Consider the following 13,963-nt stretch of genomic DNA (forward strand, 5'->3'; position numbering starts at 1 on the left):
CACCGGCTCGATGAGGAAAGCGGCCAGGTCGGGAGAACCGGTTCGACGGGCACTTGCGGCCGCTTTCTACGCGAGGAGGGGAATCGGTACTCCACGCAGCTCAGCCGTGCGGACGGACGTGGGAGGGCGGCGTTCGTGCCGAATCATCGCGGCCCGAGGATAATCGGCCTGCTGATGTAGGGTGAGCCGATGAACGGGAGCGCTCTATACCCGGAACCTCCGCATCTATGTGGAGGGCTCTACGCGGAGTATGGAGAAAGGGTGCTCTTCTCGCGTGTATGCCCGGCGTTGGCCGACGCCGGAGCGGTGCTTACCGGTGTGGCCGGGGTGGCACCACGGGGGCGGGAGTTCGAGATGATCGAGGACCTCGGAGCGGACTACCGAGTGCTCGGCTTGAGCCGGGAGCGTATCCGGGCAATCGCCGCGGATGCCGATCCCGATCTGCGCGCGATCCGGGTGGCGTTCACGCACGAGGCGTTCGGTCTCTTAGTGGTCGCATACGATCCGTGTACGCCGATGACGATCACACCGTTTTCCTGCTGACCGCGGCGGGACCTCTCGGAAGAGGAAGCCGTCTCTTTCAACAAGATAAAAGAAAAGCGTCTAGAGAAGGAGTTGGAGAAGAAGTACGGCATAGACCCGAACGAGCTGAAGCAGGATGAGCTCGGGCGTGGTGCGCAGATTTCCAGGTTCGACGTGTACCGTGGTTCGGACGGCTACTATTGGCTGATCCGCAAGGATGGCAAGGCAAAAATCAGAACAGCTTCAAGTGGGATCGGTAGCAATGTTTCGGATATCGCTGCGTCTCGTAAGCGACGACGGTGATCCGGCAGAGGTGTCGGCCGTCACGGGCATGACGGCCGACACCGCGACCCGCGCCGGAGAACCGTCGGCCAAAACCGGTCGGCCGCACAAGTTCAGTTCCTGGAGTGTCTCGGTGGGGCCGCAGCCGCGCGTGGAGCGGCCGGAGGAGGCATTCAACGCGTTGATCTCCTGGGGTCTTCCGCTCGCGCGCAGGTTCCACGAGGTGTGCGCGAAGGAGGGCTGGGAGGCCTCGCTGGACATCGTCCAGGAGTTCCGCACTCCGGACGAACCATTGGAGAAAGGGATCTCGTTGAGCCGACAGCTCATCGAGTGGCTGACCACTGCGGGCGCCGGCATCGAGATCGACCAATACACATATTACTGACCGCCACCACCTCCACTTGTATGGCGGAGCTAGCGCGCGACGTCGACGCATGGGCACGTCCGGCAGGGCTGTCACGATCGTGGGCCCGGGACGCTCTCGCTAGCCCCGTTTTTCCGAACACGGACGGACGTGAGGGGACGCGACGGGTCTGGTCATCTCCACCGCCGGGCACTGTTCTGGGTGAGTGATCAGGGATACTGGTTCAACGCCTCCGACCTGCGGGCGGGCATGCGCCCGAGGGGTCCGGAGGGATCCCTAATCCCGGTGATCGGAGTCCGGCTCTTTCATCGGGCGGACCAGCATGTCCACAACCTCACGATCGAGGGGCTTCACACCTATCACGTGGCCGCTGGAGCCGCTGAGGTCCTCGTTCACAACGCGGGGTGCCCGAAGCCCTGGACGATCACTGCGGCGAAGTCCACCAAGGTGATGCGCGGAGGGCCCTTCGGCGAGAACTACTATCAGCGGGCCACCAACGCCAAGGGCGAGGTCCTCTGGTGGAGTACGGACGTCAAGGGAGACGGCGGTTCCGTATGGAAGGTCTACAGGCAGACGTCCAAGGGGCTGGAGTGGGTCGCGGACGCGGACAAATGGGGGAACTTCTTCGCTCGTAAGTGGAAATCCGAGGAAGTTCATTCCATGGAAGGATCTCAAGGGATCGTGAGTGGCCGATGATAACCTCGGCGCAGGAATTTCTTTCTCTACGGTTCAGCGATGATCCGGCGGAATATAATCGCGCGGCCCGAGAGCCCGCCCCCTTGGAGGTGTGGCTGGAGTTGATCAACGATCACCCGGAGGCGCGGTTCTGGGTAGCGCACAACAAGACGGTGCCCATCGAGGTTCTTCGGCTTCTGGCAACTGATGCCGACTGGCGTGTCCGCTCCATGGTCGCTTCAAAGAACAAGGCGCCGTCGGATGTTCTGGAGCGCCTTTCGACGGATGAGCATGACGCCATCCGGCAAACCGTCGCCGGACACCCGAACACGCCGACGGAGACGGTGCTGTCCATGTGTGACGACCATTGGGATGAAATCCGGGCGACGGCCCGGCGAAACTTGTCCCGCCGAGGATGCATGGGGTCCAGCTGATCACTCCGGACACCATAGGAAAGCTGATCGCGTTACTCAAGGCCAGCGTTTCCAGGATGAGTGTTCTGATCCTCTGGGGCACCATGATCCCGGTGATATAGGGTCACGGGCATGGTCTGGAAGCGGCGTAAGCGTTCCCCGACACTGATGGACATCGCCAGGAACTGGAAGCCCGACCCCGCCTACGACCACTCGCTCGGGGTGCGGGACATCCTCTGGGAGGAGGTCCCGCAAGGTCGGCCGACCATCAACGCCCTCGAAGGGGTCGCTCCCGGAGGGGCGGCCGCTCCTGTGGCCGGCGAAACTGCTCACATGTATTTTCTCGAACTGTGGGAAGCACTTTTCTGGCCTGCGGTAGAGGCCGAGGACCTGCCGATCCTGCGGAACTTCATGGGGGCCTTCGAACGGATACTGGCGATGAACTCCGAACTGGTGGACGAGGACTTCGACTCGGTCTTCCTGAAGGAGCTCAGGAAGCGCTACAAGACCCTCGGCGACCTCTATGGACCTCTCGTGCGTCAGAGAGTGTTGGCGTCGACGAGCTGAGGTTCACCGGGACCAGAGGTTCGGCTCCCGCTCCAGGAGGTCGAGCACGCCTGTCTCCTGGGGCGGATCACAGTGTGGAGAGTCAGGCCAGGCCGCCCGTTGCGTGGAGGTCTTGGCCGGTATGCCGTCACGATCATCCGCGCTCAGTGGGGGGCCAGACTCGGGCGAGGGCGGCCGGGACTCAGGCGAGGGCGGGGTCGAGGACGATGTCCTGGCCGTGGGTGGTGGGGGCCTCGGGGAAGTGGCAGGCGGTCAGGTGGCCCTCGTGGTTGCCTTCCAGGCGGACGAGCGGGGGCTCCTCGGTGGCGCACTTGTCCTGGGCCTTCCAGCAGCGGGTGCGGAAGCGGCAGCCGGACGGCGGGTCGATGGGGGAGGGGACGTCGCCGGTGAGGCGGATGCGCCCGGCCGGCTCGGCGCCGTCCTCGGGAAGCTCGACCTCGGGGACGGCGGACAGCAGGGCGTGCGTGTACGGGTGGCGCGGGCGTTCGTAGATCGACGCCCGGTCGCCCACCTCGACGATCTTGCCGAGGTACATCACGGCGACGCGCTGCGAGAAGTGCCGCACCACCGCGAGGTCGTGCGCGATGAACAGGAACGCGATGCCGAGGTCCCGCTGGAGCTGCTGCAGCAGGTTGATCACCTGCGCCTGGATCGAGACGTCCAGCGCGGACACCGGCTCGTCGGCGACGATGAGCTTGGGCTCCAGGGCGAGCGCGCGGGCGACGCCGATGCGCTGGCGCTGGCCGCCGGAGAACTCGTGCGGGAACCGGTTGTAGTGCTCGGGGTTGAGTCCGACGATCTCCAGCAGCTCGCGGACGCGCTTCTGCCGCCCGCCCGGCGGCTCGATGCCGTTGACCTCCATGGGGCCGCTGATGATCGTGCCGACGGTGTGCCGGGGGTTCAGCGACGAGTACGGGTCCTGGAAGATCATCTGGATCTCGGGCCGGATGGGCTTGAGCTCGCGGCGGCTCGCGTGCGCGATGTCCCTGCCCTTGTACAGGATGCTGCCGGCGGTCGGCTCCAGCAGCCGTGCCACCAGCCGCCCGGTGGTGGACTTGCCGCAGCCGGACTCGCCCACGAGGCCGAGTGTCTCGCCCGCGCCGACGGTCAGGTCGATGCCGTCCACGGCGTGCACGCGCCCAATCTGGCGCTTGAAGACCAGCCCGCCGAGGACGGGGAAGTGCTTGGTCAGGCCGGACAGCTCCAGCAGGGTCTCGGTCACAGTCGTTCCTTGATCTTGCCGTCGAAGGTTTCCCGCTTCTGGGCGAGCGTCAGGTAGCAGGCGTCGCGGTGGCCCTCGGCGGGGGACAGCTCGGGCCGCTCGGTGGCGCAGGCGTCGCCTCCCACCAGTTGGCGGTGGTCGCACCGGGGGTGGAAGGGGCAGCCGGGCGGCGGGTTGAGCAGGCTCGGCGGGGTGCCGCGTACGGGCAGGAGCGGGAGGTCCACGTTGGAGGTGAGCTTCGGCATCGAGCCGAGCAGCCCCCAGGTGTAGGGGTGGCGGGGCTCGCGCAGCACCTCGTGCGTGGTGCCCTGCTCGACGGCCCTGCCGGCGTACATCACCAGCACGTTGTGCGCGGTGGTGGCCACGACGCCGAGGTCGTGGGTGATGAGGATGATCGACGTGCCGAACTGCTGCTGCAGGTCCTTCAGCAGGTCGAGGATCTGCGCCTGGACGGTGACGTCCAGCGCCGTCGTCGGCTCGTCGGCGATGATCAGGTCGGGGTCGCAGACCAGCGCCATGGCGATCATGACGCGCTGGCGCATGCCGCCGGAGAACTGGTGCGGGTAGTCGTCCACCCGTGTCCTGGCGTGCGGGATGCCCACGCGCTCCAGCATCTCGACGGCCCGCGCCCGCGCCTCGGCCCGGCTCGCGCCCTTGTGCTTGCGGTAGACCTCGGAGATCTGCCGTCCGACGGTGTGGTACGGCGACAGCGAGGTCAGCGGGTCCTGGAAGATCATCGCGATGCGGTTGCCGCGCAGCCTCTCCATCGTGGAGCGGCCGGCGCGCAGCAGGTCCTGGTCCTCCAGCCAGATCTCCCCGCCCAGCTTGGTGTACGCCGGGTCGTGCAGGCCGAGGATCGCCAGGTTCGACACCGACTTGCCCGACCCGGACTCGCCGACGATGCCGAGCGTCGTGCCCTTCTGGAGGTCGAACGAGAGCGAGTCCACCGCGTGGACGACGCCGTCCTCGGTGGAGAACTGTACCGACAGGTCGCGGACCGACAGGAACGTCCCGGGGCCACGCGGTGTCGCCGGCTCGCGGTCCCAGGTCACGGTGGTCACTCGCTGCTCCTTCGGGTCGTACGGTGTGCGCGCATGCCGGTCAGCCGAGCCTGACGCGGGGGTCGATGACGGCGTAGAGGAGGTCCACGACGATGTTGAGGATGACGATCGCGAAGGCCCCCACCAGGGTGACGCCGAGCAGCATCGGCAGGTCGGTGTTCTGCACGCCCCGGACGGCCAGCTCGCCGATGCCGTGCAGGGTGAACGTCTGCTCGGTGATGATGGCTCCGCCGAGGAGGGTGGCGAGGTCGACGCCGAAGATGGTCGCGATGGGGACCATGGCGCCGCGCCAGGCGAACCTGAGGAAGACCGTGCGACTGGACATGCCCTTGGCCCGGGCTGTGCGCACGTAGTCCTCGGCGAGCTGCTCGACCATCACCGACCGCGTCATGCGCGTGTAGTTGGCGGTGAAGATGATCGACAGCACGACCCAGGGGATCAGCAGGTGGACGAACCACCCGGCCGGGTCCTCGGTGAAGGGGATGTAGGACGGGCGGGGGAGCAACCCCATGCTGTCCACGACGAAGAACACCACCAGCGGCCCGACGAAGTAGATCTGCAGGGACGCGCCGATCACCGACGACGTGCTCGCGATCTTGTCGAGCGGCTTGCCCTGCTGCCAGGCGGCGATCATGCCGGTGATGATGCCGAACGAAAGGAACACCACCGCGGCGCCCAGGGTGACCGAGACGGTCACCGGGAAGCGGTCGAGGATCGCGGCGAAGACGGGCTCCTGCGTGGCGAAGGAGTAGCCGAGGCAGGGGGCGGCGCACGCGCCGAACTGGACGAGGTCGCGTCCGGTGAAGATGCCCGTCAGCCAGTGCCAGTACTGCACGAACAGCGGGTCGTCCATGCCGAGATTGTGCCGGATCAGTTCCAGGTTCGTGGGGGAGCAGATCTTCCCGCAGAACGCGCGCGCGGGGTCGCGGGGGATCGCGTAGAAGAGGAAGAACGTGACGGCACTGATGATCAGCATGATCACGGCGGCGCCGATGAGTCGGCGTACGATGAACCGGAACATGACCTCGTGCTTCTTTTCTTGCCGGCGGAATGTGAGGGCCCGCGCCGCCGCCCGGACGGGTCGCCCGGGCGGCGGCGGTGGAGGCTACTTGACGTAGACGTTGAGCGGGGACTGCTCACCCTGGATGGGGTCGAACTCCACCCCGCCCAGGCCCGAGCCGTACAGACCGAAGTAGGTCTGGTAGTACTCGGGGACGATGGCCGCCTGCTCCATGATCTTCTTGTCGACGGCCGCCCACGCCTTGCCCGCCTCCGCCGCGTCGGTGATCTTGTTCGCGGCGTCGATCGCGTCGTTGATCTCCGGGACGTTGAGGTGGCTGTAGTTCGAGGCGTTGTCGGCGATCAGCCGGCCGTCGAAGAGCGGCTGGATCGCGGTCGAGCCGGTCGGCCAGTCGGCGGCCCAGCCGCCCCAGTAGATGTCGTACTTGTTGTCCACCGGGCCGATGGCGTCGTAGAAGGTCGCCGGGTTGAGCGGCTTGGCCACGACGTTGAAGCCCGCCTTGGTCAGCGCGTCCTTGATCGCGACGGTGATCTTCTCCTGCGTCGGCGTCTGGTTGTAGGCGTAGACGACCGTGGGGTTCGGCTGCCCGGACTCCTTCAGCAGCGCCTTGGCGGCCTCGGGGTCGCCGTTCGGCTTGGCCAGCACGCCGTACAGGTCGAACGCCTCGTAGCCGAGGACGGTCGGGCTCATGACGGTGGTGGCGATCTTGCCGGTGTTGACCTCGCCGCCGGAGATGAGCTGGAGCTGCTTGGCAGGCCAGGCCTTGGTGATCGCCTGGCGGACCTTCACGTCCGTCAGGCGCTTGGTGTTGAGGTTGTAGAACGTGGTGAACGGCGTCAGGCCCTGGATGGACCGCTTCATCACCTCGGCGTTGCCCAGGACCTCCTGCACGCGCTCGGCGGCGACGGCGTTGTGGAACGTCATCGCCGTCTTGTCCGCGCCGGAGTCGGCGAGGAAGCGCTCGGTGGAGTTCTGCGCCTGCACGCCGAACTCCATGTGCCACTTCTCGGGGTAGGCGTTGCGGATCGGGTCCGTCTTCGGGTCCCAGTTCGGGTTGCGCTCCAGGTCCAAGGACTTGTCGGTCACATGGCTGGCGATCTGGTACGGCCCGGACGAGAAGGGCTTCTTGTCGTACTTCTCCTTGGTGTCCTGCGCCTTCGGCACGGCTCCGTAGCCGGTCATGGCCAGGGTGAAGTTCAGGTCCGGGTGCGGGTCCTGCAGGTGGAAGACCACGGTCTTGTCGTCGGGCGTCTCGACCGCGTCCAGCGACTTGCCGTTGTACGGGCCCTCGTACGCCTTGCGGTAGTCACCCTTGACCAGCCACTGCTGCAGGTAGGTCGGCCCCTCGGTGATGAACGGCGCGTAGAGGCGCTCGACGCTGTACTTGATGTCGGCCGAGGTGATCGGGGTGCCGTCCTGCCACTTCAGGCCGTCCTTGAGCGTGAACGTCCACGTCTTGCCGCCGTCGGTGGTGGTGCCGGTGTCGGTGGCGAGGTCGCCGACCAGCTTGATGCCGTCGGCGCCCCTGCGGTAGCCGGTGAGCTGGCGGGTGAACAGCGAGGACGCGGTGGCGTTGTAGTTGAGGTACACGCGGGCCGGGTCGAGGTGGGAGAAGTCGTCACGGTCGATCATGTTCACCGTGCCGCCGGGCTTCGCGCCCGGGACGGGGGTCGCGGGGCCGGTCGAGTCGGCCGCGGTGCCCACGGTGATCGAGCTGACGGCCTTGTTCTCCAGCGGCTTGGTCGGCGTGGCCGCGCCGCCGCTGCTTCCCGTCGCGGCGGGCCCGCCGCCTCCGCCCTTGGCGCACCCGGCCAGTGCGAGGGCCCCGGCCGTGAGGATCGCCGCCGCCGCGGTGGCCCTCCTGCGTGAGACTGTCATATCGCCCTTCCTGATCATTACAAGCCGCCCCTGCGAGGCAGGTCGGCGGAGAGGAGAGTGGTGCGGCTCATCGCCGGGTCTTGGGGTCGAAGGCGTCCCTGAGGGAGTCTCCGAGCAGGTTGAACGCGACGACGAAGATCACCATGGAGACGCCGGGGAAGACGAGGTACGTGATGTCCTGGTGGTAGACGTTGGAGCCCACCAGGAACATGCGGCCCCAGTCCGGGGTGGGCTCGGTCATGCCGACGCCGAGGAAGCCCAGGCCTGCCTCCGCGCCGACGAACAGCGGCAGCGCGAGGGTGGACTGGATGATGATGGGCGTCCAGAGGTTGGGCAGCAGCTCCTTGAAGATGATCCGCGCGGGGGAGGCGCCGGTGACCTTGGCGGCCTCGATGAACTCGCGTTCGCGCAGCGAGAGCACCTGGGCGCGCAGCAGCCGCGAGATCGTCGCCCATCCGAGGACGGTCAGCACCACGCAGATGGAGACGTAGCGCAGCCACACCGGCGTCTCCTCGTCGGGGGAGACGAACGCGGCCTCGACCACGGGCAGGAACACGATGAGGAACAGCTGCGAGGGGAACGCCAGCAGCGTGTCGATGATCCGGCCGATGACGTAGTCGGTCTTGCCGCCGGCGTACCCCGACCAGATGCCCATGACCACGCCGATGAACGTCGTGACGATCGTGACGATGATCGCGATGGACAGCGACGTGCGGATGCCGTACACGAGCTGCATGAACACGTCGCGGCCGAGCCCGGGCTCCAGGCCGAACCAGAACTCCCCGCTCACGCCGCCGTTGGGGGCGATCGGGTAGCCGTACTCGTTGAGCAGTCCGGGGACGTTCTGCCCGTAGGTCGTGTACGCGTCCTTGCCGTACAACCACGAGATCACCGGGGCCAGGAGCGCCACCAGGAAGAAGAACGCCACGATGCAGGCGGATACGACGCCGGTGCGGTCCCGGCGGAATCGCCGCCACATGAGCTGAGCCGGCGAGCGGCCCACGAGGGCGGAGCCGCCCGTCTCTGCGGCCTGGGCCGAGGCATCGCCGACGGGGTCGGATCCGGGCTCGGTCGCGGCCTGTGAGGGGAGTGTCATTGTGCGGGTGCCACCAGAGATCGATCGCGGTAAATCGTGACTTGAGGGAACCTTGGCAATTTATTACCTGCCGGTCAATGTCCCGGACGCATCCTTTACACGATTTCGCCGTTCGTTGTGCAATGTCAATCAGGTTGTGTCCGCCAGCCCCTTGACCTGCGTCGATTGGCTAGGACACACTGCACATTACACGCAATTTCAAGTGTCACGATTTTGTGACACAAGCAAGACGTGGATATGACGATATCAGCGGATTGTCCGCCGACATCCGTCAAATCGGTCCACCTGGTGAAGATCAGGTCATCCGGTGGGACCCCTCCGAGCTGTGGTGACCCCAGCAAGCAATCGCTTGGTTATCTAGGGGTGTCGAGGGTTACGCCCTCTTTGCGTGGTATGGCACACTGAGAGCAGAGCAGCGTGCTCCGGGGTCGGTGAAATTCCGAACCGGCGGTGACAGTCCGCGACCCGGCCGAGTCCATCGGCCGGTGGACCCGGTGGAATTCCGGGACCGACGGTTAAAGTCCGGATGGGAGGAAGCGCGCGCGTCCGGCGGCTTGGTGCCGCCGGGCATCTGTGTGGTGTGCTCGCGCGCCGCACCCGTTCACCCCGGGGCCCGCAGTGGCAGTCGTAGCCGCTGGCGAGGAAGGGGACGGGGTGCGCCGACCGGACGTCACCACGCGCGTGGGCCCACGCGCCGTTCTCGGGCTCCGTTCCCTCTCTCCTCTCCTGATCCCCTCGCGTCCGCGCGCCCCTCGCGGCGGACGCGGCGGAAGACGCCACGCCCCTTCCGGGTTGCTTCCTCTCGCAGGATCTGATCGGCCCGAGCTCCGGCTGCTCCCGGCCGCACGCACAAGGAGCGTTGATGTTCACTGGAATCGTTGAGGAGCTCGGCGAGCTCACCGGCGTGGAGGCGCTGCCCGACGCGGCGCGCCTCACGATCCGGGGGAAGGTCGTCGCCGACGGTGCCCGGCACGGCGAGTCGATCGCCGTCAACGGCGTCTGCCTGACCGTCGTGGACGCCACAGAGGACGCCTTCACCGCCGACGTGATGAAGGAGACGCTCGACCGCAGCTCGCTCGGCGCCCTCACCCCGGGGACGCTCGTGAACCTGGAGCGTGCCGTCCGCGCGGACCAGCGGCTCGGCGGCCACATCGTCCAGGGCCACGTCGACGGCACCGGCACGATCATCGCGCGGGAGCCGGCCGAGCACTGGGAGGTCGTGCGCGTGTCCCTGCCGCAGGGGCTCGCCCGCTACGTGGTCGAGAAGGGGTCCATCGCGGTCGACGGCGTCAGCCTGACCGTCGTGGACGTCCGGGACGGCGAGTTCTCGGTCAGCCTGATCCCGACCACGCTGGAGCTCACCACCCTCGGTTTCAAGCGGCCCGGCGACCCGGTCAACCTCGAGGTCGACGTGATCGCCAAGTACGTCGAGAAGCTCGTCGGCGCGCACGCCGAGGGGCAGGCATGAGCGGCTGGACCCAGGCGGGTTTCGAGGTGTTCGGCCAGCACGTCCTGTGGATCGACCTGGTCGGCAACATCGGCGCGCTCGCGACCGTGTGGCTGGCGATCAGGCGCACCATCTGGACCTGGCCGGTTCAGTTCGCGTCATCCATCCTGCTGCTGGCCGCGTCCCTGCAGGCCCACATCACCGGCAACGCGCTGAAGCAGGCGATGTTCGCCGCGCTCGCCGTCTACGGCTGGGTCAGATGGGTGCGCGGAACCCGGGGCGGAGAGGCGCTGGCCGTACGGCCCGGCACCCTGCGCGAGCGCCTCACGCTGATCGCCGTCATGGTCGCGGCCACCGGCCTGGTCGCCTGGTTCTTCATGGCCACCGGCTGGTCCTGGGCGCCCTGGCCGGACGCCTACATCTTCGTCGGCAGCGCCATCGCGACCTACGCCCAGGGCAGGGCGCTGATCGACTTCTGGTGGATCTGGGTGGCCGTCGACCTGGTCGGCGTGCCCCTGGCCTACTGGTCCGGGCTGTACGTGTCCGCCGTGGTGTACGGCGTCTTCTTCGTCATGGTCCTGCTCGGGGTCCGCGAGTGGCGGCGGCAGTACGCCGGCCGCAGCCTGGAGGTGGCCACGGCATGAACCACAACATAATTACCCACAACACCATGAACCACGGCACGAACGGCAGCGAGAACCACGGCATGGACGACGGCATGGACGACATCAAGCTCGACCCGATCGAGCGCGCGATCGACGACATCCGCGACGGCAGACCGGTCATCGTGGTGGACGACGAGAACCGCGAGAACGAGGGCGACATCATCTTCGCCGCCTCCAAGGCGACCCCGGAGCTGCTGGCCTTCACCATCCGCTACACCAGCGGCGTGATCTGCGTCCCCATGCTGGGCGAGGACCTGGACCGCCTGGGCCTGCCCCTGATGGTCCAGAACAACCGCGAGCGCCTGCGCACGGCGTACACGATCAGCGTGGACGCCCGCGACGGCGTGACCACCGGCATCTCGGCCGCCGACCGGGCCAAGACCATCCGCACGCTCGCCGACTCGGCCACCGAGTCGTTCGAGCTGGTGCGGCCCGGCCACATCTTCCCCCTGCGCTACCACGCGGGCGGGGTGCTCGCCCGCCGGGGCCACACCGAGGCGTCGATCGACCTGGCCCGGCTGGCCGGGCTCACCCCGGCGGGCGTGCTCGCCGAGGTCGTCAACGACGACGGCACGATGTCACGCCTGCCCGAGCTGCGCCGGTTCGCCGACGAGCACGGTCTGGCGCTGGTCTCCATCGAGCAACTCGTGGAGCACCGGCGGCGCACCGAGAAGGTCGTCTCCCGGGTGGCCGCCACCGACATCCCGAACAAGTACGGCATCTGGCGTGCGTACGGCTACGCCAGCGGCATCGACGGCGGCGAGCACATCGCCCTGGTCTACGGCGACCTCGGCGACGGCGAGAACGTGCTGGTCCGCGCGCACTCCGAGTGCCTGACCGGGGACGTGCTCGGCTCGCTGCGCTGCGACTGCGGCGTGCAGCTCGACCACGCCATGCGCGCGGTCGCAGCCGAGGGCAGGGGCGTGATCGTCTACCTGCGCGGGCACGAGGGACGCGGCATCGGCCTGCTGGCCAAGCTCAAGGCGTACAGCCTGCAGGACAACGGCAGCGATACCGTGGACGCCAACCTGGAGCTGGGGCTCCCGGTGGACGCGCGGGAGTTCTCCAACGCGGGCCAGATGCTCGCCGACCTCGGGGTCAAGTCGGCGCGGGTGCTGACGAACAACCCGGCCAAGGTGCGCGGCCTGGACGGATACGGCATCAAGGTCGTCGGGCGCGAGCCCATGCCGGTGTCCGCCAACGAGTACAACATCAAATACCTCACGGCCAAACGCGACAGGCTCGGCCACCACATCGAAGGAGTCCGATGAGCGGCGAAGGAAGGCCCGCGGCCGAGGCCGTGCGCGCCGAGGGCCTCACGGTCGGCATCGTCGCCGCCCGCTGGCACGAGCGGATCACCGACCAGCTCGTGGCCCGCGCCGAGCGGGCGGCGGACGACTGCGGGGCGTCCCGGGTCACCGTCCGGGTGGCGGGCTCCCTGGAGGTGCCGGTCGTGGCCCAGGCCATGGCCCGGCGGCACGACGCCGTGGTGGCGCTCGGCGTGGTCGTCCGGGGCGAGACGGCGCACTTCCAGTACGTGTGCGATTCGGTCACATCCGGACTGACCAGGGTGTCGCTGGACGAGTCGACTCCGGTGGGCAACGGGGTCCTGACATGTGACAACCTTGATCAAGCCATCGACCGGGCCGGTCTGCCCGGCAGTCACGAGGACAAGGGGTACGAGGCCACGGTCGCGGCGCTCGAGACCGCGCTGGTCCTGCGCGACCTGAAAGGATGAGACCTTGCCCCGCCGATCCACCCGCCGTGCCCGCCGTGCCTGAGCCCGACCTGCCGCCGCCGTCGCTGCCGGTGATCTGGCGGCCCCGCCGCGCCCGCGTCATGGCGTACGCCGCCGCCACGGTCATGGTGGCAGGCTCGGTCGTGCTCGCGGTGGTGCTGCCACCGCCGTTCAAGCTGCCCGACAAGATCGGCCTGGTGCTGTTCGCGTGCCTGGTCGCGTTCATCCTGCACCTGCTCGGGCGCCTGCGGGTCGAGGCCGACGAGCGCGGCGTCACGGTCGTGAACGCCATTCGCGTCCACCGCTACGAATGGCCCGAGGTGCTCGGCGTGACGCTTCCGGACGGCGAGCCCTGGCCCAAGCTGGACCTGGCCGACGGCTCCAGCGTGGGCGCCATGGGCATCCAGGGCACCGAGAAGGACCGCTCGCACAAAGCGGTGGCGGAACTGCGCGCACTGATCCACAAATACGGCGAGGCCCCCGACCGGAGCTAGCCGCCGCGCCTCTGGTACGGCCGGTTCGGGGCGCCCTTTCAGGCGGTGTTCTTCCGCCCTCTCGCGCGAGGACTCCAGAACACCGCCGCGCCCCGAACAAGCTAGGCGTCGTCGAGGGGGAGTGGGGGGTAGCGGCTTTTGCGGCGGGACTCGGCGGTGGCCTGCTCGTCGAGCTGGCGGGCCAGCTCGTCCAGGTCGTCGGCGCCCAGCACGTTGGACACGCCGAACCGGGTGGCGGTGGTCGACCAGGGGTTTCGCCGGTAGGCGACCCATCCGCCGTAAAAGTCCAGGATCTCCCACGTTCTGCCGTGGCGCAGCCGCACCTCGGCGAGCGTCAGGCGCTTCACGATCGCCATGAGGCTTCACAGGTGAGAGTCACGATGACAGCTTCCCTTCGCCGGTGACCCGAGTCAAGATCGTGCTTACAGAACGTGAGATTCGCGTTCAAGTCCCATTCGGTGCCCGAGGGCCCGTGGATGACTCACCGAAGTGATTCAGGCACATTCCGTCGGCTCCGC

Annotated in this window: 17 protein-coding genes and 1 riboswitch; of the genes, 11 read left to right on the plus strand and 6 right to left on the minus strand. The window is 67.6% G+C overall.

Translation table 11 applies throughout. The features are described from left to right. The first annotated feature begins 354 nt into the window (after window positions 1-354). From AB0H21_RS08800 to AB0H21_RS08825, 6 genes are all read left to right on the plus strand, one after another. On the plus strand, window positions 355-543 hold the full coding sequence (locus AB0H21_RS08800) for a hypothetical protein (protein WP_358513614.1): 189 nt from the start codon (window positions 355-357) through the stop codon (window positions 541-543). A gap of 72 nt (window positions 544-615) precedes the next feature. Continuing rightward, window positions 616-825, plus strand: a complete 210-nt coding sequence (locus tag AB0H21_RS08805) for a hypothetical protein (RefSeq protein ID WP_358513616.1) — start codon at window positions 616-618, stop codon at window positions 823-825. A gap of 28 nt (window positions 826-853) precedes the next feature. After that, window positions 854-1,189: a DUF4279 domain-containing protein gene (locus AB0H21_RS08810; protein WP_358513618.1), complete on the plus strand. Its 336-nt coding sequence runs from the start codon at window positions 854-856 to the stop codon at window positions 1,187-1,189. A 129-nt stretch (window positions 1,190-1,318) separates the two neighbouring features. Then, window positions 1,319-1,864, plus strand: coding sequence for a hypothetical protein (locus tag AB0H21_RS08815; RefSeq protein ID WP_358513620.1), 546 nt, complete (start codon window positions 1,319-1,321; stop codon window positions 1,862-1,864). Next, window positions 1,861-2,277 carry a hypothetical protein gene (locus AB0H21_RS08820; RefSeq protein ID WP_358513622.1) on the plus strand — a complete coding sequence of 139 codons (417 nt, stop codon included), beginning with the start codon at window positions 1,861-1,863 and terminating at the stop codon, window positions 2,275-2,277. The genes AB0H21_RS08815 and AB0H21_RS08820 overlap by 4 nt, the downstream gene beginning before the upstream one ends. Window positions 2,278-2,388: 111 nt before the next feature. Continuing rightward, the gene (locus AB0H21_RS08825; protein ID WP_358513624.1) at window positions 2,389-2,823 is read left to right on the plus strand and encodes a hypothetical protein; all 435 of its coding nucleotides are present in this window, start codon (window positions 2,389-2,391) and stop codon (window positions 2,821-2,823) included. Between the two features lie 181 nt (window positions 2,824-3,004). On the opposite strand, the gene AB0H21_RS08830 is transcribed toward AB0H21_RS08825, so the two are convergent. From AB0H21_RS08830 to AB0H21_RS08850, 5 genes are all read right to left on the minus strand, one after another. Beyond that, the gene (locus tag AB0H21_RS08830; RefSeq protein WP_358513626.1) at window positions 3,005-4,045 is read right to left on the minus strand and encodes an oligopeptide/dipeptide ABC transporter ATP-binding protein; all 1,041 of its coding nucleotides are present in this window, start codon (window positions 4,043-4,045) and stop codon (window positions 3,005-3,007) included. Continuing rightward, window positions 4,042-5,106, minus strand: a complete 1,065-nt coding sequence (locus tag AB0H21_RS08835; protein ID WP_358513628.1) for an ABC transporter ATP-binding protein — start codon at window positions 5,104-5,106, stop codon at window positions 4,042-4,044. Before AB0H21_RS08835 ends, AB0H21_RS08830 begins: the two co-directional genes overlap by 4 nt. Window positions 5,107-5,146: 40 nt before the next feature. Beyond that, complete coding sequence (locus tag AB0H21_RS08840) at window positions 5,147-6,127, minus strand: ABC transporter permease (protein ID WP_358513630.1); 981 nt, start codon at window positions 6,125-6,127, stop codon at window positions 5,147-5,149. A gap of 84 nt (window positions 6,128-6,211) precedes the next feature. Beyond that, a complete protein-coding gene (locus tag AB0H21_RS08845; protein WP_358513632.1) occupies window positions 6,212-8,005 on the minus strand; it encodes an ABC transporter substrate-binding protein in 1,794 nt (597 codons plus the stop codon). Between the two features lie 67 nt (window positions 8,006-8,072). Next, window positions 8,073-9,101, minus strand: coding sequence for an ABC transporter permease (locus tag AB0H21_RS08850; protein WP_358513634.1), 1,029 nt, complete (start codon window positions 9,099-9,101; stop codon window positions 8,073-8,075). A 413-nt stretch (window positions 9,102-9,514) separates the two neighbouring features. Then, window positions 9,515-9,645, plus strand: a riboswitch (FMN riboswitch). Window positions 9,646-9,963: 318 nt separating this feature from the next. Here AB0H21_RS08850 and AB0H21_RS08855 point away from each other — a divergent pair. The 5 genes from AB0H21_RS08855 to AB0H21_RS08875 all read left to right on the plus strand — a co-directional run bounded on the left by AB0H21_RS08855 (window position 9,964) and on the right by AB0H21_RS08875 (window position 13,445). Then, window positions 9,964-10,569, plus strand: a complete 606-nt coding sequence (locus tag AB0H21_RS08855; RefSeq protein ID WP_358513636.1) for a riboflavin synthase — start codon at window positions 9,964-9,966, stop codon at window positions 10,567-10,569. Then, complete coding sequence (locus AB0H21_RS08860) at window positions 10,566-11,192, plus strand: nicotinamide mononucleotide transporter family protein (protein ID WP_358513638.1); 627 nt, start codon at window positions 10,566-10,568, stop codon at window positions 11,190-11,192. The genes AB0H21_RS08855 and AB0H21_RS08860 overlap by 4 nt, the downstream gene beginning before the upstream one ends. 62 nt (window positions 11,193-11,254) lie before the next feature. Next, the gene (locus tag AB0H21_RS08865; RefSeq protein WP_358514216.1) at window positions 11,255-12,484 is read left to right on the plus strand and encodes a bifunctional 3,4-dihydroxy-2-butanone-4-phosphate synthase/GTP cyclohydrolase II; all 1,230 of its coding nucleotides are present in this window, start codon (window positions 11,255-11,257) and stop codon (window positions 12,482-12,484) included. Further along, on the plus strand, window positions 12,481-12,951 hold the full coding sequence (ribH, locus tag AB0H21_RS08870; RefSeq protein WP_358513640.1) for a 6,7-dimethyl-8-ribityllumazine synthase: 471 nt from the start codon (window positions 12,481-12,483) through the stop codon (window positions 12,949-12,951). Before AB0H21_RS08865 ends, ribH begins: the two co-directional genes overlap by 4 nt. Before the next feature lie 26 nt (window positions 12,952-12,977). Then, complete coding sequence (locus AB0H21_RS08875) at window positions 12,978-13,445, plus strand: PH domain-containing protein (protein ID WP_358513642.1); 468 nt, start codon at window positions 12,978-12,980, stop codon at window positions 13,443-13,445. A 101-nt stretch (window positions 13,446-13,546) separates the two neighbouring features. Here AB0H21_RS08875 and AB0H21_RS08880 read toward each other — a convergent pair whose 3' ends face one another. Continuing rightward, complete coding sequence (locus tag AB0H21_RS08880) at window positions 13,547-13,801, minus strand: hypothetical protein (RefSeq protein WP_358513644.1); 255 nt, start codon at window positions 13,799-13,801, stop codon at window positions 13,547-13,549. Window positions 13,802-13,963: the final 162 nt, after the last annotated feature.

The sequence above is a fragment of the Sphaerisporangium sp. NPDC051011 genome, from assembly GCF_040653595.1.
In the GTDB taxonomy this organism is placed as follows: Bacteria; Actinomycetota; Actinomycetes; order Streptosporangiales; family Streptosporangiaceae; genus Sphaerisporangium.